Annotated in this window: 17 protein-coding genes; 7 read left to right on the top strand and 10 right to left on the bottom strand. The window is 72.7% G+C overall.

Translation table 11 applies throughout. The annotated features are described in order from the left end of the window. Positions 1–516: 516 nt before the first annotated feature. Positions 517–1,656 carry a hypothetical protein gene (locus tag ABZS40_RS03000; RefSeq protein WP_354941295.1) on the bottom strand — a complete coding sequence of 380 codons (1,140 nt, stop codon included), beginning with the start codon at positions 1,654–1,656 and terminating at the stop codon, positions 517–519. A 98-nt stretch (positions 1,657–1,754) separates the two neighbouring features. Between ABZS40_RS03000 and cofD the strand changes: the two genes are divergently transcribed. Together cofD and ABZS40_RS02990 are read left to right on the top strand one after the other, a co-directional pair. After that, complete coding sequence (gene cofD / locus ABZS40_RS02995; RefSeq protein WP_354941293.1) at positions 1,755–2,702, top strand: 2-phospho-L-lactate transferase; 948 nt, start codon at positions 1,755–1,757, stop codon at positions 2,700–2,702. Further along, positions 2,699–3,784 (top strand): coenzyme F420-0:L-glutamate ligase, encoded by a 1,086-nt coding sequence (locus ABZS40_RS02990; protein ID WP_354941291.1) that lies wholly within the window; start codon positions 2,699–2,701, stop codon positions 3,782–3,784. The genes cofD and ABZS40_RS02990 overlap by 4 nt, the downstream gene beginning before the upstream one ends. A 31-nt stretch (positions 3,785–3,815) precedes the next feature. On the opposite strand, the gene ABZS40_RS02985 is transcribed toward ABZS40_RS02990, so the two are convergent. Both ABZS40_RS02985 and ABZS40_RS02980 read right to left on the bottom strand, forming a co-directional pair. Next, positions 3,816–4,808: a winged helix-turn-helix domain-containing protein gene (locus ABZS40_RS02985; RefSeq protein WP_354941289.1), complete on the bottom strand. Its 993-nt coding sequence runs from the start codon at positions 4,806–4,808 to the stop codon at positions 3,816–3,818. Between the two features lie 285 nt (positions 4,809–5,093). Continuing rightward, positions 5,094–6,140: a hypothetical protein gene (locus ABZS40_RS02980; RefSeq protein WP_354941287.1), complete on the bottom strand. Its 1,047-nt coding sequence runs from the start codon at positions 6,138–6,140 to the stop codon at positions 5,094–5,096. 39 nt (positions 6,141–6,179) lie between these two features. Here ABZS40_RS02980 and ABZS40_RS02975 point away from each other — a divergent pair, with 39 nt between their 5' ends. Next, on the top strand, positions 6,180–6,797 hold the full coding sequence (locus ABZS40_RS02975; protein ID WP_354941286.1) for an NUDIX domain-containing protein: 618 nt from the start codon (positions 6,180–6,182) through the stop codon (positions 6,795–6,797). Here the strand turns inward: ABZS40_RS02975 and ABZS40_RS02970 are convergent. After that, positions 6,766–7,857 carry a sugar phosphate nucleotidyltransferase gene (locus ABZS40_RS02970; protein ID WP_354941284.1) on the bottom strand — a complete coding sequence of 364 codons (1,092 nt, stop codon included), beginning with the start codon at positions 7,855–7,857 and terminating at the stop codon, positions 6,766–6,768. The genes ABZS40_RS02975 and ABZS40_RS02970 overlap by 32 nt on opposite strands. Before the next feature lie 63 nt (positions 7,858–7,920). After that, on the bottom strand, positions 7,921–9,066 hold the full coding sequence (locus ABZS40_RS02965) for a glycosyltransferase family 1 protein (protein ID WP_354941282.1): 1,146 nt from the start codon (positions 9,064–9,066) through the stop codon (positions 7,921–7,923). Positions 9,067–9,220: 154 nt separating this feature from the next. On the opposite strand from ABZS40_RS02965, the gene ABZS40_RS02960 reads away from it, so the two are divergent. Next, on the top strand, positions 9,221–9,910 hold the full coding sequence (locus ABZS40_RS02960) for a TIGR03089 family protein (RefSeq protein WP_354941280.1): 690 nt from the start codon (positions 9,221–9,223) through the stop codon (positions 9,908–9,910). A gap of 119 nt (positions 9,911–10,029) precedes the next feature. Here the strand turns inward: ABZS40_RS02960 and ABZS40_RS02955 are convergent, their stop codons facing one another. Further along, entirely contained in the window at positions 10,030–12,027 is a 1,998-nt protein-coding gene (locus ABZS40_RS02955; protein WP_354941278.1) for an acetoacetate--CoA ligase, read from the bottom strand. Between the two features lie 143 nt (positions 12,028–12,170). Then, entirely contained in the window at positions 12,171–12,689 is a 519-nt protein-coding gene (locus ABZS40_RS02950) for a hotdog domain-containing protein (RefSeq protein ID WP_091394150.1), read from the bottom strand. Between the two features lie 23 nt (positions 12,690–12,712). Here ABZS40_RS02950 and ABZS40_RS02945 point away from each other — a divergent pair, with 23 nt between their 5' ends. Further along, complete coding sequence (locus ABZS40_RS02945; protein WP_354941275.1) at positions 12,713–13,384, top strand: hypothetical protein; 672 nt, start codon at positions 12,713–12,715, stop codon at positions 13,382–13,384. A gap of 47 nt (positions 13,385–13,431) precedes the next feature. Here ABZS40_RS02945 and ABZS40_RS02940 read toward each other — a convergent pair whose 3' ends face one another. The 3 genes from ABZS40_RS02940 to ABZS40_RS02930 all read right to left on the bottom strand — a co-directional run bounded on the left by ABZS40_RS02940 (position 13,432) and on the right by ABZS40_RS02930 (position 17,098). Continuing rightward, positions 13,432–14,652, bottom strand: coding sequence for a multidrug effflux MFS transporter (locus ABZS40_RS02940; protein ID WP_354941594.1), 1,221 nt, complete (start codon positions 14,650–14,652; stop codon positions 13,432–13,434). A gap of 325 nt (positions 14,653–14,977) precedes the next feature. Then, positions 14,978–15,595, bottom strand: a complete 618-nt coding sequence (locus tag ABZS40_RS02935) for a hypothetical protein (protein ID WP_354941273.1) — start codon at positions 15,593–15,595, stop codon at positions 14,978–14,980. A 333-nt stretch (positions 15,596–15,928) separates the two neighbouring features. Continuing rightward, positions 15,929–17,098: an acyl-CoA dehydrogenase family protein gene (locus ABZS40_RS02930; RefSeq protein ID WP_354941271.1), complete on the bottom strand. Its 1,170-nt coding sequence runs from the start codon at positions 17,096–17,098 to the stop codon at positions 15,929–15,931. 250 nt (positions 17,099–17,348) lie between these two features. Between ABZS40_RS02930 and ABZS40_RS02925 the strand changes: the two genes are divergently transcribed. Both ABZS40_RS02925 and ABZS40_RS02920 read left to right on the top strand, forming a co-directional pair. Next, a complete protein-coding gene (locus tag ABZS40_RS02925) occupies positions 17,349–18,776 on the top strand; it encodes a UDP-glucose/GDP-mannose dehydrogenase family protein (RefSeq protein ID WP_238679775.1) in 1,428 nt (475 codons plus the stop codon). Between the two features lie 151 nt (positions 18,777–18,927). Continuing rightward, entirely contained in the window at positions 18,928–23,823 is a 4,896-nt protein-coding gene (locus ABZS40_RS02920) for a permease (protein ID WP_354941269.1), read from the top strand. The last annotated feature ends 108 nt before the right edge of the window (positions 23,824–23,931 follow it).

The raw sequence follows: 23,931 nt of genomic DNA, 5'->3' as shown, positions 1-23,931 counted from the left end.
CGTGCCCGTGCCGTGCCGCGCCCACGCCCGTGCCGCGCCCGTGCCGCGCCCCGCCCACGCCCACGCCCGTGCCGTGTCCCACGTTCCGCCCGCGCCGCGCCCCGCCCCATGCCACGCCCGTGCCATGCCCACGCCCGTGCCGTGCCCCACGCCGCGCCCGTGCCATGCCCCGTTTGCCGGCCACGCCCGTGCCGCGCCCCGCCCACGCCCGTGCCGTGCCCCACGCCGCGCCCGTGCCATGCCCCGTGCCGCGACGCGCCCTGCCCGGCTCCATCGCAGCCCCGCGCCGCGCCGTCAACCCGCCCTGGGCGGGGGCGCACCACCCACCTCGCCCCGTCGATCAAGGAGTTGTGGTGGGTGACAAAGTGTCTCGTAAGGCGCGAATCCGGCACCACAACTCCATGATCGACGGAGTTGTGGTGCCGGAGGCTCGCGATCTTGCAGTTTGTGTCCCCGACTTAGGGACATCTCGCTCGTTTCGACTACCGAAAGTGCAAGATCGGCGCGGTCTTCGGGTCAGCGGGGCTGGTCGGGGTGGTCGTTGGGCTTGATGTGTTGGGTGCGGTCGGTGTCCGGGTCGGCCGGGTGGGAGATGGCCTCGGTCGGGTCGGCGGACTGACGCGGGATCGCCTGAGTGGGGTCGGCCGACGGCGGCTGCCCGAACGGCGGCGCGGCGGGTGGCGGCGCGGCCGGGGACGGCGGCACCGACTGGGGAGCGGGGTTCGCCGGCGGCGCGGACTGCGGGAACGGCGGAGCCGACTGCGGATGCGACGGCGCGGACTGCGGGAACGGCGGCGCGGACTGCGGGAACGGCGGAGCCGACTGCGGGGCCTGGAACGGCGGCGACTGCTGGCCGTACTGGCCAGCCTGCGGGTAGCCGCCGGGCTGGCCGGCCTGCGGGTAGCCACCCGGCTGGCCGGCCTGCGGGTAGCCACCCGGCTGACCGGCCTGCGGGTAGCCACCCGGCTGGCCGGCCTGCGGGTAGCCGCCCGGCTGGCCGGCCTGCGGGTAGCCGCCCGGCTGGCCGGCCTGCGGGTAGCCGCCGGGCTGGCCGGGAGCGGGCCATCCGCCCTGCGGCTGGCCGCCGGGCTGACCCGGGGCCGGCCAGCCACCCTGCTGCTGCGGCCAGCCCGGCTGGGGCTGGCCGTAGACGCCCGGCTGCGGCTTGGGGCGCGGCACGTAGTAGTGGGCACGCCAGATGGTGTAGACCACCCAGGCGGCGATCGCGAAGATCACCATCCAGGCGAACCGGGTGAGCACACCGAGCAGCGCGTCGAGCACCTCGGCCTCGGCCAGCCGGCCCACCGTCCAGATCAGCATGGTCAGCGTGCCGAACAGGGCGCTGACCGCGTACTCGACGACGGCTGCCTGCGTGATCAGCTTCGCCTTCGCCAACACCGGCGAGATGTGCGTGGCCAGCAGCACCGCGAGCAGTGGGAGGCCCACCGCCTCCACCCCGATGAACGCGTAGAAGGCGCTGCCCGCGCGGTCGGTGAAGGAGCTGTAGTCGTTCGGGGCGATGAGCCGGAGCAGGCCCACGAAGAGGAACACGGCGTTGGCGCCAAGCAGCGCGAGCGCGGCGAGCTCCCGTAGCGGCTTGGTCAGCTGGCGGGCCTGCGTCGCGTCAGCGGACGCGGGCTCGGCGGGGCTGGTCACGAGCTCCCCCTCGGGGCATCAACGGACAGGGTGCACGTGAGCCTAGTCTCTAGGGCCACCCAGGGATCGCAGGCGTCACGTGCGCGAGGATGGTCGACATGCGCATCGTGGTTCTGGCCGGCGGCATCGGCGGCGCCCGGTTCCTGCTCGGGGTCCGGGCGTACGCCCGTGACGTCGGCGCGGAGGTGACCGCCGTGGTCAACGTCGGCGACGACCTGTGGTTACACGGGTTGAAGATCTGCCCCGACCTGGACAGCGTCATGTACACGCTCGGCGGGGGCGCCGACCCGGAACGGGGCTGGGGTCGGGTCGGCGAGAGCTGGACGGTCAAACAGGAGTTGGCCGCGTACGGGGCGGAGCCGACCTGGTTCGGCCTCGGCGACAAGGACATCGCCACCCACCTGGTCCGCAGCACCATGCTCAACGGCGGTTATCCGTTGAGCGCTGTCACCGAGGCGCTGGCCAGCCGCTGGGAGCCGGGCGTACGCCTGTTGCCGGCGACGGACGACCGCCTGGAGACCCATGCCGTGGTGGAGGACGACCAGGGCCAGCGAGCGATCCACTTCCAGGAGTGGTGGGTGCGGTATCGCGCCGACATCCCCACGCATCGTTTCGTGTTCGTCGGCGCGGAGACGGCGAAGCCGGCGCCCGGGGTGCTGGACGCGATCGCCTCGGCCGATCTGGTGCTCATCGCGCCGAGCAACCCGGTGGTGAGCGTCGCGCCGGTGCTGGCCGTACCGGGGATGCGTGCGGCGGTGGCGGACGGCCCGGCGCCGGTGGTGGGTGTCTCCCCGATCATCGGCGGCGCGCCGGTGCGGGGAATGGCCGACCGATGCCTGGCCGTGCTCGGTGTGGAGTGCAGCGCGGCGGGGGTGGGGCGGCTCTACGGCGGGCGGGCGAGCGGCGGCCTGCTCGACGGTTGGCTGGTGGCCGAGGAGGACGCGGGCACTGTGGTGCCCGAGGTGACGGTCCGCGCGGTGCCGCTGCGGATGACCGACGAGGTGGCGACGGCGGCGATGGTCCGCGCCGCGGTGGAGTTGACGTGAGGCTGGAGATATTGCCGGTGCTCGGCATCGGTCACGTGACCGGGGGTGACGACCTGGCCGCGGTGATCGCGACTGCCGCGCCGTGGCTGCGCAACGGCGACGTGCTGGTGGTGACCAGCAAGATCGTTTCCAAGGCGGAGGGGCGGCTCGTCGACGTGCCGGCGGACGGGCCGGAACGGCTGGCCGCCCGGGACGAGGTCCTGGCCGGTGAGACCGCCCGGGTGGTCGCCAGCAGGGGGCCGACCCGGATCGTGCAGACCCACCACGGCTTCGTGATGGCCTCGGCGGGGATCGACGCGTCGAACGTGGACAAGACCCAACTGGTGCTGCTGCCGGTCGACCCGGACGCCTCGGCGCGGGCCCTGCGGGACGCGCTGCGGGAGCGTTACGACCTGGACCTGGCCGTGATCGTCAGTGACACGATGGGTCGGCCCTGGCGCAACGGGCTCACCGACGTGGCGCTCGGCGTGGCTGGGATGCCGGCCATTCGCGACCACCGGGGCGAGGTCGACCCGTACGGCAACGAGTTGCAGTTGACCCAGATGGCCGTGGTGGACGAGTTGGCGGGTGCCGGCGAGCTGATCAAGGGCAAGTGCGATCAGGTCCCCGTCGCTGTGGTGCGGGGCTACCTGCCCGCCACCAGTCCGGACGACGCCGGTGGCGCGCGGGCGCTGATTCGTGACGCGGCGCAGGACCTGTTCTCGCTCGGTACCGCCGAGGCTCGCGCCGCGGGGCTCTCCGACGCCGCCACCCTGGCCGACGGTCCCGGTCCGACACCGGCCGACCTGACCGCTGTGCGACGGGCGATCGACGCGGTCGCCGAGGTGGTCGCCCCCGGCACGGTCTTCACACTGGTCGACGAGGCCGAGGTACGCGCCGGTCTGGTCGCCGAGATGCCCGGGTGGCCGGACGGCGCCGACCTGCTGCTCGGCTCGGCCCCGACGCCCGTCGAGCCGATGGGTCTGGTCCGCTTCGGCGCCGATCTGCACCGGCTGCGCGTCGCCCTGGCCGCCCAGGGCGTCGGGTCGACCCTGTTGCCGCCGCCTCCCGGCAGCCCGGCGAGCGCCGCGCTCGCCCTGTAGCGCCGAGCTCACCCTTCGCGGAACGGCCGGGTCACGCGTCCAGCATGGCCCGGCCCAGCGGGGTCAACGTGTGCAGCACACTGTTGCGTTCGCGGTGACTGACCAGCAGGCCGGCGTTGCGCAGCACCGTTGCGTGCTGACTCGCCGCCGCCGGTGAGATGTTGAGCCGGCGGGCGACCTCGCCGGTGGTGCAGCCCTCGTCGCTGGCCTGCAACACCGCCGCCCTGGTGCGGCCCACCAGCGCGGCGAGTGATTCACGGGCAGCACCGGACGCGGCGCCGGCGTCGGCGGACACCAGCGCGCCCAGCCGGTCCACCGGGTAGACCAGCACCGGTGGCAGCGCCGGGTCGAGCAGTGCGACCGGGGTGGCCGCGCAGAAGAACGACGGCACCAGCAGCAGCCCACGGCCGTCCAGGTGCAGCTCCCGGCTGTGCGGGTAGCTGCGGACCTCCAGCACCCCGCTCTCCCAGCGCATCGCCGGCCGGAGGCTGGTGAGCAGGCCCTCGACACCGCCGTCGAGCAGCGCCCGGGCCCGACGCGCGCGGTCCGCCGCCACCGCGGCCTGGATCCGACTCCAGTACGGGCTGATCGCCAGCGACCGGTACTGCTCCATCGAGTCGGCCAGGTGGTGCAGCGCCGACACCTCACCCCGAGCGAGCGCGGCCGCCGAGGAGGGCAGTTGATTCTCGGCGGCCAGCACGCTCAGGTCCCGGTGCAGCAACTCGGTGGGGGTACTGCGGACCGCGTCCAGACCGGCCTCGAAGCCGCCGACGCTGGCGTACGGGGTGAGGAAGTCGGGGAAGTAGCCACGCGGCGGGTTCAACGCGAAGAGCAGGCGGAGCTGATCGGAGGCGGAGTCCTGGCGCAGATCCCGGGCCACGCTGCGCCGCCAGTTGGCGGTCAGCGGATCGCGGGTGCGGCCGCGTAGCACGTGCAGGCTGAGGACCAGCTCCCAGACCGGGTCCGCCGCCGGCGCCACCCGGGTCCGGAGGATGTCCTCCCCAGAGAAGTGGATCTTCAGCATGGAGCGCTCCCGTGTCGCCGGCAGGGGGGTGCCGGTTGACCGTTCGACTCTACCTGGCCGGCACTATTCTCCATCTTTAAGCCTGGACTGAAAAACCTCGACGCCTCCGGGGCCGGTTCGGCATGCTTCCCATGCCCGAACACGGCGCCGCGCGTCAGTGACGCCCGCGCTGCCGGGGGCACCGGGACCGGGGAGGCCCCGGTGATCGGACGGCACCACGAGGGTCTGCGGCCCTTGCTCCGCGGAGGTGCCGTCCGGTCATCCCGCCCCCGCGCCCGCGCCGGCTCAGCCGACCCAGAGCGCGACCCGATGGTCCTCGTCGGTGACGTAGAACGGTCGCCCGTCCAGCTCCGCCACCCCCTCGACGTGGTGAAACGGGGCCAGGTCCGCCACCTGCTCCCCGACGAGCCGGCGCCCGTCGCCCGCCTCGCCGGCGGTAAGCCGGAAGCGGACGTGCCGGGAGGTCACCTCACCCCCACCCGGATGGTCGTCGAGCAGGACCGACCCCTTGCCCAGCGCGTCGATCGACCCGATCACTGCCGCGTACCCGCCGTCCGCCGTCGGAGTGATCGCGCGGAAGCCGGTCAGCTGCCCCGGTGGAGTGACACCTGTCAACACGTACGCGCCCAACGCCCGCGGCCACGCCGGCTCGGCCGTGAACATGCCCGGCACACCGGCCACCTCGACCAGGATCGGCTCACCGGCGTCGGTGACCGGAAAACGCAGCCCGAGCAGCACCGTCCCGGCCGGAGTGAACGCCGCCGCCTCCACGTTCAACGGCAGGTCGCCCGGGGCCAACCGGCTCACCCAGCTCTTCTCCCGGACGGTCCCCCGGGCCAGCGTCTCCACGATGAACCGCTCCCGCACCCGCTCCCCCGCCGGCAGGAGGGTCAGCGGCGACGCCGCGAGAGCGTCGTTCACCGCCCGGTGCAGTCGAAACGAGTTGCGCACCACGTGCACCGGCACCGGCCCGGCCGCCGCGTCGTCCTCGCGGAACCGGGCCACGAAGGCACGCCGAGGTCGCAGCGGGCCAGCCTTCGAGCCGAAGTGGGAGCCGAAGACGTACACCCAGCCGTCGTGGTGGGCGAGCGCCTCACCGTCCTCGGTCCGCCCGTTCTCCACACCGGCATCCGCCCGCACGTGCCGGGCCGTCCACTCCCCGTCGTCGCGCTCCACCAGCAGCGCGAGGCAGCGCTCCACCGGCCCCTCGTCCAGCACCGTCCAGAAGCCCCGCCGGGCACCGTACGCGCGCAGCAGCGCCGCCGACCGCACCGGCAACAGATCGCTGGCCTCGTTACCGGCCACCACGAATTCGACGAGTCGCACTGTCATCGAGCCAGCGTACGGAGCACACGCTCGTACAGTGACGGGGTGCCCGACACCGTGATCACCGGCCCGACCGCCCAGACCACCGACCCCGAGACGTACAAGGCGCTGCACGCCGACGCCACCGCGTTGCTGGAGGGCTGGCAGCCCACCAGCCCGGACGCGGCCAGCGCGCGCGACCGGACCCTCGCGCTGCTCGCCGCCGGCCCGGTCGCGATGAGCCGGCAGCACCGGCCCGGGCACGTCACCGCCAGCGCGTTGGTGCTGGACTCCACCGGCTCCCGGGTGCTGCTCTGCCTGCACGTCAAGTTCGGGCGTTGGGTGCAGCTCGGCGGGCACTGCGAGCCGACCGACCAGACAGTGGTCGCCGCCGCGCTCCGCGAGGCCACCGAGGAGTCCGGGATCGCCGGCCTGCGCATCGACCCGGTGCCGATCGACGTGGACGTGCACCAGGTGCAGTGTCAGGGCGGCTCGGCGCACCACGACGTCCGGTTCGCGGTGATCGCCCCGCCCTCGGCGGTGGAGCAGGTCAGCGACGAGGCCGAGGAGCTGGGCTGGTTCCCACCGGATGAGCTGCCCGAGCCCCTGGCCGGCGGGACCGTCCAACTGATCGCGCCGGCCCTCGCCGCCCTCAGACGTAGCCCTCTTCGCCTCGCTCCTTGAGCTCGTCGACCAGGGCCTTGACGTCCTGTGCCCGGTCGCGCGGGCAGACCAGCACCGCGTCCGGGGTGTCCACCACGATCAGGTCGCGCAGACCGAGCACGGCCACCAACCGACCCGACTGCGGCACGACCACGAGGTTGCTGCTGTCCCGCAGCAGCACGCCCGGCTTGGCCTCCGTGCCGAGCACCACGTTGCCCGCGTCGTCGGCCGGCAGCACGTCGCCGAGGGTGTGGAAGTCACCTACGTCGTTCCAACCGAAGTCGCCCGGCACCGTCGCGACCCGACCCGCCGTGGCCGCGCCCTCCATCACCGCGTAGTCGACGGAGATCTTCGGCAGGGTCGGCCAGATCGCGCCCAGGACGTCGTCCTGCTCCGGGGTGCCCCAGGCGGCGGCGATCGAGGCGACGCCGGCGTGCAGTGCCGGCTGCTGGCGGGCCAGCTCGGCGAGGAAGACGTCCACCCGCCAGACGAACATGCTCGCGTTCCACAGGTGCCGGCCCGAACTGACGTACGCCTCGGCGACCTCGGCGGCCGGCTTCTCCTTGAACTCGGCCACCGGCCGCCACGGCACACCCTCGGTCGGATCGCCGGTCTCCAGGTAGCCGTAGCCGGTTTCGGCACGGGTCGGGGTGATCCCGACGGTCATCAGCATGCCCTGCTCGGCCCCGCGGACCGCCTCCTGGACGGTGCGGACCCAGCTGTCCGGGTCGCGGATCAGGTGGTCGGCCGCGAAGCTGCCCATCACCGCGTTCGGGTCGCGCGTCGCGATCACCGCGGCGGCCAACGCGATCGCCGCGCACGAATCCCGGGGGGAGGGCTCGACCAGGATGTTCTCCTCCGGCAGCACGGTCAGCTGCCGTGCCACCGCCGCGACGTGCGCGGCACCGGTGACCACAAGGGTCCGATCCGGTGTGGTCAGCGGCGCGAGCCGTTCCACGGTCGCCTGGAGCAGCGAGGCGCTGGTGCCGGACAACGGGTGGAGGAACTTGGGATGGCCGGCGCGGGACAGCGGCCACAACCTCGTGCCACTGCCACCTGCCGGAATGACCGCATAGAGCATCCGCACATCATGCCCGACGTACCTGCCCAAAGTGGCACGGGTCACCTGCGGCGGCGCGGAGGATCAGGAGCGGGCGCGACTCCACGCCGCGATGTGCACCTCGGCGCTGGACTCCCAGGTGAATTCCTTGGCCCGGTCGAACCCCGCCTTTGCCAGCGACAACCGCCGCTGCTCGTCGTCGAGCAGGGCAGCCAGGTCGGTGCCGATCTGCTCCGGGTCCTCCGAGGTGTACGCGACCGCGTCGCCGCCCACCTCGGGCAGCGAGAGCCGGGGCGTGGTCAGCACCGGGGCGGCGCACGCCATCGCCTCCAGGATCGGCAGCCCGAACCCCTCGCCGTAGGACGGGTACGCGGCGACAAGGGCACCGCCGAGGAAACCCGGCAGGTCGGCGTAGCGCAGATAGCCGGGGCGCAGCAGACGCAGATGCGACGGCACCTCGGCCACTGCCCGGTCGATGTCTTCGTCGTGCCCCTGCCCACCGGCGATCACCAGGGCCGGCGGGTCGACCCGGTCAGCCACCGCCCGCGCCCACCCACGGATCAGGTTGGGCACGTTCTTGCGGGGCTCCTTGGCACCGAGGAAGGCGACGTAGCTGCTGTTGCCCAGCCCCAGACGCGCGCGTACCCGGGCCTTCTCCTCCTCGGTGGGAGCATGGAAGGCAGCCTGGTCGACGCCGTGGTAGGCCACGTCGATCCGCGTCGGGTCGGCGTCGAGCAGCCGGATCAGCTCGTCCCGGGTGGCCTTGCTGGGCACGATGACCCGGTTGGCGCGGCGCAGCGAGGTCTTGATGGCGCTGCGGAAGAACGTGCGGCGCGACTTGTCGTAATGCTCCGGCTCGGTGAAGAACGTCGCATCGTGCACGGTGACCGTGACCGGACACCCGGCCCGCAGCGGGCAGGTGTAGAAGGGCGAGTGCAGCACCTCTGCGCCCACCTGCTGGGCGAGCAGCGGCAGGCCGGTCTGCTCCCAGGCGAGCCGGGCCGGGCGGTGCGCCACGGCGGCCGGGGCCGGGATGATCTCCGCGCCGGGCAGCATGCGGGTGTAGCGCTCCAGATCGGTGCGGAGGCTGACCACCGCCAGCTCCACCCCCGACCCGCACACCTTGCCGAGGGCACCGAGCAGACCGTCGACGTATCGACCGACACCACCACGGTCGGTGGGGACACTCGTGGCGTCGATGAGCACGCGGGGCGGGCGACCGGCGGTCACGGGGCGACTCCTTGAACTGGCGGGCCTGTGGGGAACAACACTCCGGGGGTAAAGCCTACGCCGGGGCGCGGGGCCGACGCTGACTGCGACCCGACGGTACGCCGACTTGTCATCGTCATCGAGTACGGCCCGCAGGGGCGTATCGTTCGCGCCGATGGCCGACAACATTGCCCGGGTGTTCGCCGACGCGATCGCGACCGACCCGACCCGACCGCTGCTCACCTGGTACGACGACGCCACCGGCGACCGCACCGAACTCTCCGGCGTCACCCTGGCGAACTGGGTGGCGAAGACCGCCAACCTCCTCGTCGACGAGGTCGGCCTCGCGCCGGGCACCCCGGCCGGCGTGCTGCTGCCGCCACACTGGCAGACCGCGGCGGTGCTGCTGGGCTGCTGGTCGGCCAAGCTGAGCGTCATCGACACGCCGGGCGACGTGGGGGTGCTGTTCGCCGCCGCCGACCGGTTCGACGAGGCGCAGTCCTGGTCCGCCGACGAGCGGTACGCCCTCGGGTTGGCCCCGCTCGCCGCCCCGCTCCGGCAGGTGCCGCCCGGGTTCGTCGACTACGTCGTCGAGGTACGCGGGCACGGTGACCACTTCACGCCGCAATCCGGCCCCGGCCCCACCGACGCGCACCTGCTGGGTCGCGCCGAGGCCCGCGCCACCGAGTTGGGCATCGAGCCCGGCGCGCGAATCTTCGTGGACGCCACCCGCTACCCCGACCCGGTCGACTGGCTGCTGGCCCCGCTGACCCGGGCCGCCACAGTGGTCCTCTGCGCCAACCTGGACCCCGCTCGCGTGACCGGCCGCCAGGCCGCCGAAAAGGTCACCCAGACCCTCCCCTGAGCCCCGCCACCCCACCCCACCCCACCCCGCCCCGCCCCGCCGATCTTGCGGTTTCGGTCGTCGAGATGGGTGGAATGCCCCTTGAGTCGGGACAGAAAGTGCAAGATCGCGGGGAGGGGTCAGGACGTCGCGCGGCGTTGGGCCAGGGCGGCGAACGCGGTCAGGGACTCGGGATTGACCAGGGCGCCCTTCGCCGCGGCCTGGTCGACCGGCGTGCCGGTGAGGATCTTCTTGACCGGCACCTCCAGCTTCTTCGCCGAGAGGGTACGGGGCACCGAGCGCACCTGATGGATCTCGTCGGGCACGTGCCGGGGTGAGAGCGCCGTACGCAGTTCACGGCAGATCTTCGCGCGCATCGGGTCGTCCAACTCCAGACCCTCGGCCAGCACCACGAAGAGCAGCAGCTCACCGGCGCCGCCCTCGTCGTCCTCCAGGTGCACGACGACCGAGTCGAGCACCTCGTCGAGCCCTTCCACGACCGAGTAGAACTCGGCGGTGCCGAGCCGCACCCCACCACGGTTGAGTGTGGCGTCGGAGCGGCCGGTGATCACGCAGCCGCCCCGCTCGTTGATGGTGATCCAGTCGCCGTGCCGCCAGACGCCGGGGTAGACGTCGAAGTACGCCTCCGCGTAGCGGGTGCCGTCCCTGTCGTTCCAGAAGCCCACCGGCATGCTCGGCATCGGTTCGGTGATCACCAGCTCGCCGAGCTCACCGATGACCGGCGTGCCGTCGGCGGAACGGGCCTCCACCTTGGCGCCCAACGCCCGGCAGGCGATCTCACCGGCGTACACCGGCAGCAGCGGCACCCCACCGACGAAACCGGTGCACACGTCGGTGCCGCCGGAGAGCGACTGGAGCTGGAGGTGGTCACCGACGGTCTCGTACACCCAGCGGAAGCCCTCGGCGGGCAGTGGCGCACCTGTGGAACCCACGCCGCGCAGCGCCGACAGGTCGGCGACGTCCCGGGGGACCAACCCGGCCTTGCGGCAGGCCAGCAGGTACGGCGCGGAGGTGCCGAAGTACGTGGTGCCGGTCTCCGCCGCCAGCCGCCACAGCCCGCCGAGGTCAGGCTCGGCCGGCCGGCCGGGCTCCGCCCGGACTCCCGGGTTGCCGTCGAAGAGCACGATGGCCGCACCCACCGCCGGGCCGGAGACCAGGAAGTTCCACATCATCCAGCCGGTGGTGGTGAACCAGAAGAACCGGTCGGCCGGGCCCAGGTCGTGGTGCAGGGCGAGCATCTTCAGGTGCTCCAGCAGGATGCCGCCGTGGCCGTGCACGATCGGCTTCGGCAGCCCGGTGGTGCCCGAGGAGTAGAGCACGTAGAGCGGGTGGTCGAACGGCACCGGCGTGAACGTCAACGGCTCGTCGGTGGGCGCGGCCAGCTCGGCCCAGCCCAGCGCGCCCTCGGGCGCGGGGCCCGTCGGGTCGAGGTAGCCGATGCTGACCGTGTGGCGCAGCGACGGCAGCGCGGCCCGGATCGCAGCGACCTCGGCACGCCGGTCCACCGGCTTGTCGCCGTACCGGTAGCCGTCCACGGCGACCAGCACCGTCGGTTCGATCTGCTGCCAACGGTCGGTGACGCTGCGGGTGCCGAACTCGGGCGCGCAGGACGAGAAGATCGCACCCAGGCTGGCGGTGGCCAGCAGCAGGACGTAGGTCTCAGCGATGTTCGGGGCGTACGCCGCCACCCGGTCGCCCGGCGTGACGCCGAGCCGACGCAGCCCGGCCGACACCCGGCGGACCTGCTCGCGCAGCTCACCGGCGCTCAGCGTGACCGGCGCCCGGGTCTGGCCGTGGGAGATCACCACCGGGTCGTCGTCGGCCCGCCCCGGCATCCGCAGCACGTTCTCCGCGTAGTTGAGCGTGGCGTCGGGGAACCAACGGGCACCGGGCATTCCCCGCTCGGCCAGGGTGGCGGTCGGCGGGGTGTGCGCGATCACCACGAAGTGGTCCCAGATCGAGCGCCAGAACCCGTCCAGGTCGGTGGTGGACCAGCGCCACAGCGCGTCGTAGTCGGCAAAGTCCAGCCCGCGGTGCTCCCGCAGCCAGCGCAGGTAGGCGCCGATCCGGGACCGCTCACGTACGTCCGCCGGCGGCGTCCACAGCATGTCACCCACTGCTCCACCCTCCCCCTGGCCCGACACGACACTGTGACTGGGCCGTGGCGCCATCTTGCCCTACCTCGAAGCGCCATTCTGCGCACCGGGTAGGCCAACCGACGCGTGCCCGTCCCACACTCCAACCCGGCACCCCATGTGGGTCAGCCGGCGCGGTGGGCCTGGATGGCGCGGCGGCGGGCCAGCCGGTGCGCTCGGCGGATCTCCGCCTCCTTGTACCGGCGCTCGTCCTCCGCCGTCTCCGGCAGCACCGGGCGGACCGCCCGCGGCGCCCCACCGACGTCCACTCCGACGAACACCAGGTACGCGGTGGCCACCCGGACCGGCGCGTCCTCGGCCGAGTCCCACCGTTCGGCCACCACCCGCACGCCCACCTCCATCGAGGTCTGGCCGGTCCAGTTCACCTGGGCGTGCGCGTGCACCAGGTCGCCCACCCGGACCGCCTCGGAGAAGACGATCTCGTCGATCGCCGCGGTCACCGCGGTGCCGCCGCTGTGTCGGGCGGCAGCGGCCCCGGCCACGTCGTCGACGAACTTCATCAGAACCCCGCCGTGCACGGTGCCGTAGAGGTTGACGTCCACCGCGGTCATGATCTTGCTGAGAGTGACGCGCGAGTACGACGTCGGCTTGCCGGTTGGAGCGGCGGAGAGGTGCTCAGTCATGTCGAAAACGGTACGGTGCGCGGATGCGACATCTCTGGAGCTTCCTCGCCGGGCTGGTGGTGGCGCCCATCACCTGGGTGCTGGTCACACTGGGGCAGGACGGGTCGAGCCGGACGGTCGACCGCTGGGTGGAGATCGGCACGTTCAACACCGCCAACCTGATCGAGCCGGCCGTGTACCTCGGTGTCGGCGGTGTCCTGCTGGGCCTGCTCGGCACGCTGCGCTTCTCGCCGCTGGGCCCGATGGTGGCCGGAGCGCTGCTGGTCACCCCGTACATCGGGATGTTCGTGGCGCCCTTCTCGGTGCGCGACGCGATCCCGCACGAGTGGAAGGTGTTCGGCGACCCGTTGCCGCTGCGACTGCCAGTGGAGAACGGCACGCTCTTCCTGCTCGGCCTGCTGCTGCTGATGGCGACCTTCAGCCAACAGCGGTGGCGGCAGTGGCCGAGCTCGGCGACCGAACCGGCAGCGGCACCCACCCCCGCGTCGGACGGAGGCCCCCGCGACGACGACTTCACGTTGACCGACTGGCCGGCCCCCGCGCCCGCGGAGCGCGACACCGCGCCCCTGACTCTGGGTTACCCGGCGGACTCGACAGCGACCGAGCCGCTGCCCCGCCGGGTGGGTGGCGAATCACCCTGGTCCGCCCCACCGCGCGGTCAACCGCGCCCCGAGGACACCACCGAGATCCGCTGACCGTCGGGGCGGGCCGGTCGACCGGCCCGCCCCTTTCGTCTTCCGGGCTAGTGCAGCGCGACCGCCAGGTCCCTGTCGACAGTGCCGAGGCTGGCGCGGGGAACGACGAGGACCATGACGATCAGCGCGGCGGCCATGCCGCCCGCGATGACGATCGCCATCGGTACGCTCCCGGTGCCGAACAGACCGGCCAGTGGCGCCGACACCGCGCCGATGCCGAACTGCACCGCGCCGAGCAGCGCCGCAGCGGTGCCAGCGGCCTCGCTGTGCCGGCTCATGGCCAGCGCCGGCGCGTTGGGCAGAGCCAGGCCGGCCGCGGCCAGGACCAGCCACAGTGACGCGAGCAGGGTGCCCAGGCCACCGATACCGGTCGCCGCGAACATGACCAGCAGCAGGCCGGCCGCCGTGCCGGCGACCAGCGCGCCGACCAGGATCTGCTGTGGGGTGTAGCGGCGCAGCAGCCGCACGTTGAACTGGGTGGCCCCGATCAGGCCCACCGCGCCGGCCCCGAAGGCGATGCCGAACTGCTGCTCGTCCAGGCCGTACTCCTGCTGGAGCACGAACGACGAACCCGAGACGTACGCGAACAGGGCCGCCATCGCCAGCCCGGCGACGAGCACCAGGCCGACGAACGCCCGGTCGTTGACCAATCCCCGGTAGTCGCGCAGTGTGGCGCGCACCCCGCCGTGCCGCCGACGCGCCACCGGAAGGGTCTCCGGGAGCCGGAACGCCGCCACGACGATCAGCAGCGCGCCCAGCACCGCCAGCGCCGCGAAGACGCCCCGCCAGTCTGTCCAGCTCAGCAGGCCGCTGCCCAAGGTCGGCGCGAGGATGGGCGCCAGGCCCATGACGAGCATCAGCCGGGAGAAGATCCGGGCGAAGGAGGCCCCGCTGAACAGGTCGCGGACCACGGCGGTCGCGACCACTGTGGCGGCGGCGACGCCGAGCCCCTGGAGGACGCGCAGCCCGCCGAGCACCGCGATGTTCGGCGCGAAGACGCACAGGACGGAGGCCACGATGTGCGCGGCCAACCCGGCCAGCAGCGGCACCCGCCGCCCGACCACGTCGGAGAGCGGCCCGATCAACAGTTGCCCCAGCGCGAGGCCGACGAGCGTGCCGGTCAGCGTCAACTGCACAGCGGTCTCGGTGGTTTGCAGGCCCGCCGTGATGGCGGGTAGCGCGGGCAGGTACATGTCGATGGTCAACGGGCCGATCGCGATCAACGCGCCCAGTACGAGGACGAGTTGTGCCCGTTGACGGTTGGTCATCAGGTCGCCGGGCGGCACCTCTTGCGCGACGACGGCATCGCGTCCGGTCTTCTCCACCAACTGCTTCATCATCTCGATCTCTCTGCGGGGCGCGTCGTCACGAGCGGCGGCGCGGGGCGTCACCGGGACCGCGTGGACGTGGCGGCACGGTGTGGGATGCCCGACGGTGGGCAGCGTGGATGTGACGAGGCAGGGTCGTGGCGGGGGCGGCCGGTGAGGCGATGATCCGAGGGTGATCCTCTCGCTCGGCAACCCCTCGGGGGCCCACGGCGTTCCCGGTGTGTGGGGAGTCACCCCGCGCGGTCCATGCTGGCACCGGGACCCTTCAGAGGTACCGCGCCAGGGGGCCCGCCAACTCTTCGTAGAGCTTTCCCCCGCTTCTCCACGATGCCAGCACCAGACCGAGGACGAGCGCGTAGAACGCGAACACCGCGACCCGGGCGCAGACCGGCAGGCCCGGAGCTTGGGACACCAGGTAGATGGTGTAGCCGATCGCGAGGATGAGGGTGGCCGCGTACGAAAAGACGTTCGCCAGCTTGTGCGGCCACTTGCCCTTCTCGTCCCCGAGGTTCATCACCCTCTCCAGTGCCCGAAGACCCATGCCTTCGGACTCTTCGGGCGTGAAGCTCGTGTGCCTGAACAGCTTGTACTCCAGCGCGCGAACCGACAGCGACCGGATCATCGCGGTGACGACGATCAGCGATTGAAAAGCCGCGATGATCCAGACCGGGATCGGAACAAATACGGCAGCCCAGCCCAAGCGGGCGAAAATGTCCTCCGAGAAGGTCGAGCTGGCCGAAATGTAGGCGACGCCGGCGGCGAGCAGCGCAAGTACCGTGCTCTGGCTCGCGGCGCCGTCCGTGCGCTCGGCCTCGTACAGGGATCCGAGGGCCGCTACCTCGTCGGACGGCAACACGTCACTGGTGGAGAGCTGATCGGGCATGACTCGACTCCGTTTCCGCGCCGACAACGGGGCTAGCTGCCGTGAAGCCCGGACCTGGAGGCGAACCACGAAAGCCATTCCAGCCATTACCCAGCGATGAGCATTTCGATGAGTCGATCCAGAGCCCAACATCGAAGCATATGGGTATTGCAGTCAGCGGCGGTTCCGCACGGCGGCGACGGCACGGGCGAGCCGGCGTACGCCTTCGTCGAGAGGGGTGCGGCTGCGGCGGTGGTGAGCAGGCCGGGCAGGTGCCGGCGTGTGCCACCGAACCTCAGCCTGGACGCACCCCGCCAACCGAAAGATCAACCCAGCCTGAGCTGGGAGAACAGCCTAGACGACGTCGGCCAGCAGCTGCCGCGCCATGACGATGCGCTGCACCTGGTTGGTACCTTCGTAGATCTGGGTGATCTTGGCGTCCCGCATCATCCGCTCGACCGGGTAGTCGCGCGTGTAGCCGTAGCCGCCGAGCAACTGCACCGCGTCGGTGGTGATCTCCATGGCCGCGTCGGAGGCGAAGCACTTCGCCGCCGCGCCGAAGTAGGTGAGATCCGCGTCGCCGCGCTCCGACTTGCCGGCGGCCGCGTACGTGAGCTGCCGGGCCGCCTCGAGCTTCATGCCCATGTCGGCCAGCATGAACTGGATCCCCTGGAACTCGGCGACAGCCTTGCCGAACTGTCGGCGCTCGGCCACGTACCCCTTCGCGTAGTCGAGCGCGCCCTGCGCGATCCCGACGGCCTGCGCGGCGATGGTGACCCGGGTGTGGTCCAGGGTCTTCATCGCTGTCGCGAAGCCGGTGCCCTCCGCGCCGATCATCCGGTCGGCCGGGATTCGCACGTTGTCGAGGTAGACCTCGCGGGTGGGCGAGCCCTTGATGCCGAGCTTCTTCTCCGGCGCGCCGAAGCTCACGCCGACATCGGACTTCTCGACCACGAAGGCCGAGATGCCCCGGGACCGGGCGGACGGGTCGGTGACGGCGAAGACGGTATAGAACTCGGACACTCCGGCGTTCGTGATCCACCGCTTCACACCGTTGAGCACCCAGTGATCCCCGTCACGTACCGCCCTGGTGGTCATCGACGCCGCGTCGCTGCCCGCCTCCGGCTCGGAGAGGCAGTACGAGAACATCGCGTCACCGGCGGCGACCGGCGTCAGGTAACGGCTCTTGAGGTCGGCGGAACCGGACAACAACAGCGGCATGGTGCCGAGTTTGTTCACCGCCGGGATCAGCGAGGAGGACGCGCAGGCGCGGGCCACCTCTTCGATGACGATGGCGGTGGCCAGCGCGTCCGCGCCCGCGCCGCCGTACTCCTCGGGGATGTGCGGTGCGTGGAAGTCGGCAGCTCGCAGCGCGTCGTAGGACGCCTTGGGGAACTCCCCGGTCTCGTCGGCCTCGGCGGCGTGCGGAGCCACCTTCGCGGCGCAGACCTCTCGCACGGCTTCCCGGATCGCCTCGTGCTCCTCGGGCAACCGGTAGACGTCGAACGACTCCCCTGCGGCCATCTCGGCCCTCCTCTTCACCACTATCATGCGCAGTCTGTGACGACTCCTGACCGCCGACCGCGCAGACTGAAGACTAGCGACTGCAGTTCAGGTGATGTTACCGGCGCGTAGGTATGGGCAAGATGGCGGACCTTACGCGCTCAGCGATGATGGAGATTGAGACAGTGAGCCACCCTCCGGTGCCCCGCCCAGGCGCCGCAGCAGAATGCGACGCGACGACGCGACGCCAGCGCGAGCGGAGAAGACAGGCGTGACGATCCCCTACCCCACCATCCAGCCGACCCCCGCCATCGCCGCGGTGACTCCGCCCTCGGGCGCACCCCGGCCGCGGGTGACGTTCCTAGGGACGGGTTACCTCGGTGCGACGTACGCCATCTGCTACGCCGAACTGGGCTACGAGGTCCTCGGGTTCGACGTCGACGCCGACAAGATCGCGATGCTGAACGCCGGTCAGGTGCCGATCCACGAGCCCGGCCTGGACGAGCTGCTCCGGCGCAACCTCGCCGCCGGCCGCCTCCGGTTCAGCACCGACATCGCCGAGACCGCCGACTTCGGTGACGTGCACTTCATCTGCGTCGGCACCCCCCAGCGGGCCGACGGCATGGGCGCGGACCTGTCGTACGTCGAGGCGTCGGTCACCAGCCTCGCGCAGCACCTGACCCGCAAGGCGTTGATCGTCGGCAAGTCCACGGTGCCGGTCGGCACCGCCGAGTGGGTCGAGCAGCTCGTCGGGAAGCACACCCCGAACGACCTGGACGTCGAGGTGGCGTGGAGCCCCGAGTTCCTCCAGGAGGGCTTCGCCGTCGACGACGTCCTGCGGCCCAACCGGATCGTGGTCGGCGTCAAGAGCGAGTGGGCCAACGGCATGCTCTACGCCGCGCACAAGGGCGTTTTCGACCTGGCCGCCACGGAGGACCGCGAGGTGCCCCTGGTGGTCACCGACTTCTCCACCGCCGAGCTGGTCAAGGTCGCCGCGAACGCCTTCCTGGCCACCAAGATCTCCTTCATCAACGCGATGGCCGAGGTCTGCGAGGCCTCCGGTGGCGACGTCACCCAGCTCGCCCGCGCGATCGGCTACGACCCGCGGATCGGCAACCGGTTCCTCCAGGCCGGCCTCGGCTTCGGAGGCGCCTGCCTGCCCAAGGACATCCGGGCCTTCCAGGCCCGCGCCCAGGAGCTGGGCGCCGGCGAGGCGCTGCGCTTCCTGCACGAGGTCGACCTGATCAACCTGCGTCGGCGTACCCGGGTGCTCCAGCTCGCCGCGGACCTGCTCGGCCGCCGCTCCGGCCCGGCCGGCCCGGACTTCTCCGGCACCCGGATCGCCGTGCTCGGTGCCACCTTCAAGCCCAACACCGACGACGTCCGCGACGCCCCGGCGCTCGCGGTCGCCGCGCTGCTGCACAAGGCCGGCGCCGACGTGCACGTGTACGACCCGCAGGGCACCGAGAACGCCCGCCGCGCGGTTCCCGAGTTGACCTACGAGAGCAGCATCAACGAGGCGGTCAACGACGCCGACCTGGTCTGCGTCCTCACCGAGTGGGCCGACTTCCGCAATGCCGACCCGGTAGCCCTCGGCGAGTTGGTCAAGGGTCGCAAGGTCGTCGACGGCCGCAACTGCCTCGACCCGGCACTGTGGACCCAGGCGGGCTGGGAGTACCGGGGCATGGGTCGCCCCTGACGAGACGCACTCGCCACCGGCCGGTCATCGAGCATCTCGATGGCCGGCCGCTGTCGTTGTTTGCCCCGGACCCGCCGACAAGAGTCGAAATCCGCGCCAGCTTTGGGCATGCTGCGACAGTGGGAGTCCACAGTGCGGGTGGAGGGGTGTCGTGGCGACCTTTCAATGCTCCTCGTGCGGCCGGGAGATCAAGCCGGCCGTTCGATGCCCGCACTGTGGGGCAGATCAACCACAGTGGGTCGAGCACCTGGGCGACATTGAGCGTTCGATCGCGGAGATGAAGGCGCGCGACGCCGCCATCGCCCGCGAGCAGCGGCAGATCGCCGCCAAGATGCAGGCCGCGCTCTTCCAGCGGGACATCCTCGCCCACGCCGGCGAGGAGCGGATCAAGCAGGCCACCCGGCCACGCCGGGTGCTGCGCCGCCGTCCCGGCCGGCGGCCACCGACCGCCACCATGGGCGCGCCGCCCCGGGTGCCCCGCCAGGGCACCCCGCCCGCCCCGGAAGATCCGCCGCCGCCCCCGCCCCGGGCCGCCTGGCTGGACGTGGACGACCCGGAGCACCCGCCGGAGGCGTCCTCGCGCGAGGTGCAGAACATCCCGCTCGGGCTGGGCGCGCTGCTGCTCGGCGTGGCCGCGGTGGTCTTCGCCGCGGTGGCCACCAGCTCGATGGACGCGCTGGCCCGGCTCGGCATCCTGCTCCTGGCCACCGTGCTGATGCTGCTCGCCCCACCGGCGCTGGCCCGGCGAGGGCTCACCTCGACCGCCGAGACCATCGCCGCGGTCGGCCTGCTGCTGGTGCCGCTCGCCGGCAACGCCCTCTGGGCGGTGGACCGGATCGGCGTCGGCGGCGGCTCCGGCACGATCTTCGCCGGGATGATCTTCGCGGTCACCGCCGCCGTCGCGTTCGGGTACGCCGGTTGGACCGGTCTGCGCGCGCCCCGCTTCGCCACAGTGCTGGCCGCGCAGCCGGTGCTGCCCCTGCTGGCGTACGACCACATCACCGGCCCGGGCGGCTGGGCGCTGGTGCTGGCCCTCGTCGCCCTCGTCAACCTCGGCCTGGTCCGCTCCGGCGTGACCGTCGAGCGCCCCGTCCGGCAGGACCTGCCGTCGCCGGGCACGCCGTCCGCGTCCCCCCAACGCGACGCGGAGAGCCGGCCGGAGGGCGACCCGGAGGAGGCCGCCGAGCTGATCGACGCCACCGCCGGCACCGCCGACCCCCAGCCGACCCGCCCGGTGCCCGGCCTGCGTGAGCTGACCTGGTTGCTGCACGCCCTGGCGGTCGCCGTCTCCCTGGCGTACGCGGTCACCGCCCTGCTGCGGGCAGAGACCGTGCCGACCGCGACCGGTGCCGGGGTGGTGCTGCTGCTGGCCGCGATGATCGGGCTGGCCGGCGCGCTGGTGCTGCGTCGCCCGCCGCTGCCCGACGTCGCGGCCGGCATCGTCACCCTGGCGGTGATCGGCTCGCTCAGCCGAATCGCGTCGGTGGCACTCCCCGGCCGGGCGCTGCTGCTGATCGCGGCGGTCATCACGGTGACCGGGCTGGCGGTGCGGGCGGTCCCGGAGGCGGCCCGACGTGGTCCACAGATCGCCTCCGCGGTGGCGCTGACCGTCAGTGGTCTGGTGGTCGCCGGCGGCGCGCTACGCGCCGGGGTGGCACCGGTCCGGGCGGCCCTGCCCGCCTGGAATCCCGACCTGAGCCAGTACCCGGGCGAGTTGGCAGCTGCCGTCGGGCCGACCACCTGGCAGCTCGCGGTTGCCGCGTTCCTGCTCACCATCGCGGCGGTGCTGGCCCTGCCCACCGAGATCCGCCGGGAGTTCGCGGTCGCCGGCGCGGCGCTGACAGCGCTCGCCGTCCCGGCCTCGTTCGGTCTCGGCTGGTCGATGGCACCCTGGCCAATGGTGATCACCGCGATCGGCATCGGGGTCATCGGGCTCTCCGCCCGCACCGACCGTGCCGCGGTGGCGCACGCCATCGGGGCGGCCGTGGTCGGCCTGTTCGGCGCGGGCGCCAGCCTGGCCAGCCCCACCCTCACGGCCGCGGTCCTGATCAGCCTGTTCGTGGCCGGCACGCTGGTCGCGCTGGCGCCCCGGATCCGGATCGCCTCGGCCGCCTCCGACACGGTCACCGCCTGGGCCGCGGGCGGCGCCGCGTTCGCGCTGCCCGGGGCGGTGGCGGCGTTCGTGGCCGCGACCATGCCGAGCGACCCGACCCCCACCCCGGCGAGTCTCCGCGAGGTGACCGTCCCGGTCCTGGCGGCCAGCTTCCTGGCGGTCTGCGTGACCCTCGGCTACGCCGCCGTCGTGCAGGTCTCCCAGCGCCACATCCCGGCGCCGCTGTCGGTCGGCACCGGGTTGGGCGCGCTGATGGTCACCGCCGCCGCGTTCGGGGCGCCCGGCGCGACAGTCGCCGACGCCTGGGTGGGCGCGCTCCTGCTGGTCGCGGCGGTGCTGCTCTTCCTGGCCCCCTCCATCGACGCCGGCCGTCGAGCCGACCTTACCCTCGACGGCTCGGACCTGGCCGCCGCGGCGGTCACCACCGCCCTGATCGCCACGCTGGTACGGATCGGGGCGGTGCTCGCCCCGGGTGGGCAGCTGGCGGTGGCCGCCGCCCTGCTCCTGGTGGTCGCCGTGGGGGCCCGCAGCATGCCGGAGGAGTGGCGACGCGGGCCGATCCTCGGCCTCACCGTGGGCGGTGTCCTGATCGGCGTCCTCGCCGGCTGGTCGGCGGTGCGCGGTGGGGTCGGCGTGCTGGCCACCCCCGGCCCGATCTGGAGAGGCGACCTGAGCGACTGGCCGGCCGCCCCCGTCGGCGGTGCCACCTGGCAGGCGCCGGTCGCGCTGGCGCTGCTGGCCCTCGCCGCCGGCATCCTGCTCCCGCCGCCGTGGCGCTGGGACGTGTCCGGCGTGGCGGTGGTGCTCGCCACGATCGGCGCGCCTGCCGCATTCGATCTGGCCTGGTGGTCACCGGTCCTGGTCGGCGGCATGGTCGCCACCGTGTTCGGCATGGCCGCGGTGGCCACGGAGGAGGCGCGCGCCGGGCTGTCCCGGGCCACGGTGGCCGGGGTCGTCGCGCTGCACGCCGCCGGAGCCGGACTGGTCCGCCCGTGGACCACGGCCCTGGCGCTGGGCAGCATCGCGCTGATCGGTGTGGTGGTGGCCATGCTGGCCCGCGTCCTCGCCGGCCCACAGGTCACCGACATCGAGACCGAGGGGATGCCGCCGCACCTGGCGCAGATCGGCGGCGCGGCGATCGGTGCCGCCCTGTTGGCCCTCCCCGGTGCCGTGGCGGCGCTGTCCGCCGAGTTCGAACACTCGGCACAGGTGGTGCTGACCGCCGCGCTGGCCGCGACCAGCCTCGGCCTGGCCGCCGTGGCCGCGGTCCGCCGGCAGGTTCCGCAGTATCTGCCCTGGGTCAGCGTGGCGGTGGTCGGCGGGGCCGCCATCAGCGCCCTCGCCGCCATTCCCACCGGCCTCGCCGCCGGCGTCTACGCGGCCGCCGCCGCCCTGCTCGGCGTACTGGCCGAGTTGATCCGCGCGGCCACCGTGCCGCCCACCGGTGCGGCCCAGCCGGTCCGGCGCTGGGCGGTACGACTCGACGGCGCCCTACGGCGGCTGCCGGACGACCCGGAGCGGCGGCGGTGGCGGGTCAACCCGGCCGCGGGTGCGTTGGCGGCGGCGGCGCTTCCGACCGCCCTGGCACTCGCCTCGATCGCACCCGCGCTGGTCACCGCCCTGGTCGAGCCCCACCGCACACTGACCCGCATCTGGCAGGGCCCGCCGCCGGAGCTGCTCACCCCACCACCGGACGTGGTCAACCCGACCCATGTGCTGACGGCGTTACTGCTCACCGCGACCGCCGCATTGGCCGCCACCGGCTTCAGCGGCGGGCGACGGTCCCGGGCCGTGCCGGTGGTGCTGCCCGGGGCAGCCGTCACCCTGCTGATCGCACCCATCGCGCTGGGCCAGGGCTGGCCCGCCAGCACCGTCGCCGCGCTCTCCGTCTTCACCATCGCGATGCTCGGTCTCGCACTGACCCCACCGCCGCCGTTGGCCGAGCGGGCCCGCTCGCTGCGGCTGGCCCGGGTGCTGGTGTTCGCCATCGGGCTGGCCGGTGGCAGCGCCGGGCTAGCCGGCAGCCTGGCCGACCGGCAGATGACACTGCTCACCCTCGGCAGCGCGGTCGGGGTGGGCGCGGTGGCGGCGCTGTTCGGCACCACCCAGCGTGCGCGCATCCTCGGCTGGCTCTTCGCCTCACTCATGGCGCAGCTCTTCGTGCTCACCGCCGGACTGGTCGCCGGGCTGGCGGCGGTCTGGTCCGCGTTCGGGGTGCTCGCCGTCGGCGCGGTCCTCCAGGTGCTCGCCGCGACCCTGCCCCGGCTGCGCCGTCCCGAGGCGCAGCGTGAAGCCTCCACCGTGGAATGGACCGGGTACGCTGCCGCGCTGATCGCGTTGGCCCTCGCCTTCGACTCGCCCCGCCACATCGCCGCCCTGCTGGCCGCCTGGGGCGCTGTCCTCGGGGTGGCGGCGACCCGACCCGGCCGCCGGCCGGTGGAACGCCGGATCCTGTTCTGGGCGGTGGTGGTCTGTGAGATCACCGCATGGTGGATCCTGATGCGAGTCGCCGACGTGGCACTGCCCGAGGCGTACACGCTGCCGTTCGCCGTGCTGGCCCTCCTCGTCGGAGTTCTGGAGCTGCGCCACCGACCCGACATGAGCAGTTGGGTGGCGTACGGGCCGGCGCTGGTCGCGGCCTTCGTGCCGACGCTGGCGATCGTGCTGGCCACCGAGTCCAGCACGGTGCGGCAGATGCTCCTGCTGCTCGGCGCGGTCGCGGTGCTGATCTTCGGGTCGTCCAGTCGGCAGCAGGCGCCGGTGATCGTCGGCGCGTCGGTCACCGCGATCACGGCGATCCACGCCCTGTTCAGCCTGGGCCCGTGGCTGGCGCTGATCCCGGTGGGCATCCTGCTGCTGGTGCTCGGGGCGAGCAACGAGCGCCGCCGCCGCGCCCAGGAACGCCTACAGACCGCCCTACGCGGCATGAGATGAGTCGGAGGGGCCCTGCGGTGTGATTGACGGGGCCAGGGTGGGTGGGCGCGGCTCGTGGGCGCGAGTCCCGTTTACGTCGACCGTGGGCGTGTGCGTCGACCGTGGGCG

The organism is Micromonospora sp. NPDC005324 (assembly GCF_040607155.1).
GTDB classification, from domain to species: Bacteria; Actinomycetota; Actinomycetes; order Mycobacteriales; family Micromonosporaceae; genus Micromonospora; species Micromonospora trifolii.
This window is presented reverse-complemented; position numbering and strand designations above follow the sequence as displayed.

Excerpts from the sequence above, each read along its gene's own strand:
- ABZS40_RS02940 (WP_354941594.1), bottom strand. The coding sequence starts at position 14,652 with ATGACCAACCGTCAACGGGCACAACTCGTCCTCGTACTGGGCGCGTTG.
- ABZS40_RS02930 (WP_354941271.1), bottom strand. The coding sequence starts at position 17,098 with ATGGCCGCAGGGGAGTCGTTCGACGTCTACCGGTTGCCCGAGGAGCAC.
- ABZS40_RS02945 (WP_354941275.1), top strand. The coding sequence starts at position 12,713 with ATGCGACATCTCTGGAGCTTCCTCGCCGGGCTGGTGGTGGCGCCCATC.
- ABZS40_RS02985 (WP_354941289.1), bottom strand. The coding sequence starts at position 4,808 with ATGCTGAAGATCCACTTCTCTGGGGAGGACATCCTCCGGACCCGGGTG.
- ABZS40_RS02935 (WP_354941273.1), bottom strand. The coding sequence starts at position 15,595 with ATGCCCGATCAGCTCTCCACCAGTGACGTGTTGCCGTCCGACGAGGTA.
- ABZS40_RS02980 (WP_354941287.1), bottom strand. The coding sequence starts at position 6,140 with ATGACAGTGCGACTCGTCGAATTCGTGGTGGCCGGTAACGAGGCCAGC.
- cofD (WP_354941293.1), top strand. The coding sequence starts at position 1,755 with ATGCGCATCGTGGTTCTGGCCGGCGGCATCGGCGGCGCCCGGTTCCTG.
- ABZS40_RS02950 (WP_091394150.1), bottom strand. The coding sequence starts at position 12,689 with ATGACTGAGCACCTCTCCGCCGCTCCAACCGGCAAGCCGACGTCGTAC.
- ABZS40_RS02970 (WP_354941284.1), bottom strand. The coding sequence starts at position 7,857 with ATGCTCTATGCGGTCATTCCGGCAGGTGGCAGTGGCACGAGGTTGTGG.
- ABZS40_RS02960 (WP_354941280.1), top strand. The coding sequence starts at position 9,221 with ATGGCCGACAACATTGCCCGGGTGTTCGCCGACGCGATCGCGACCGAC.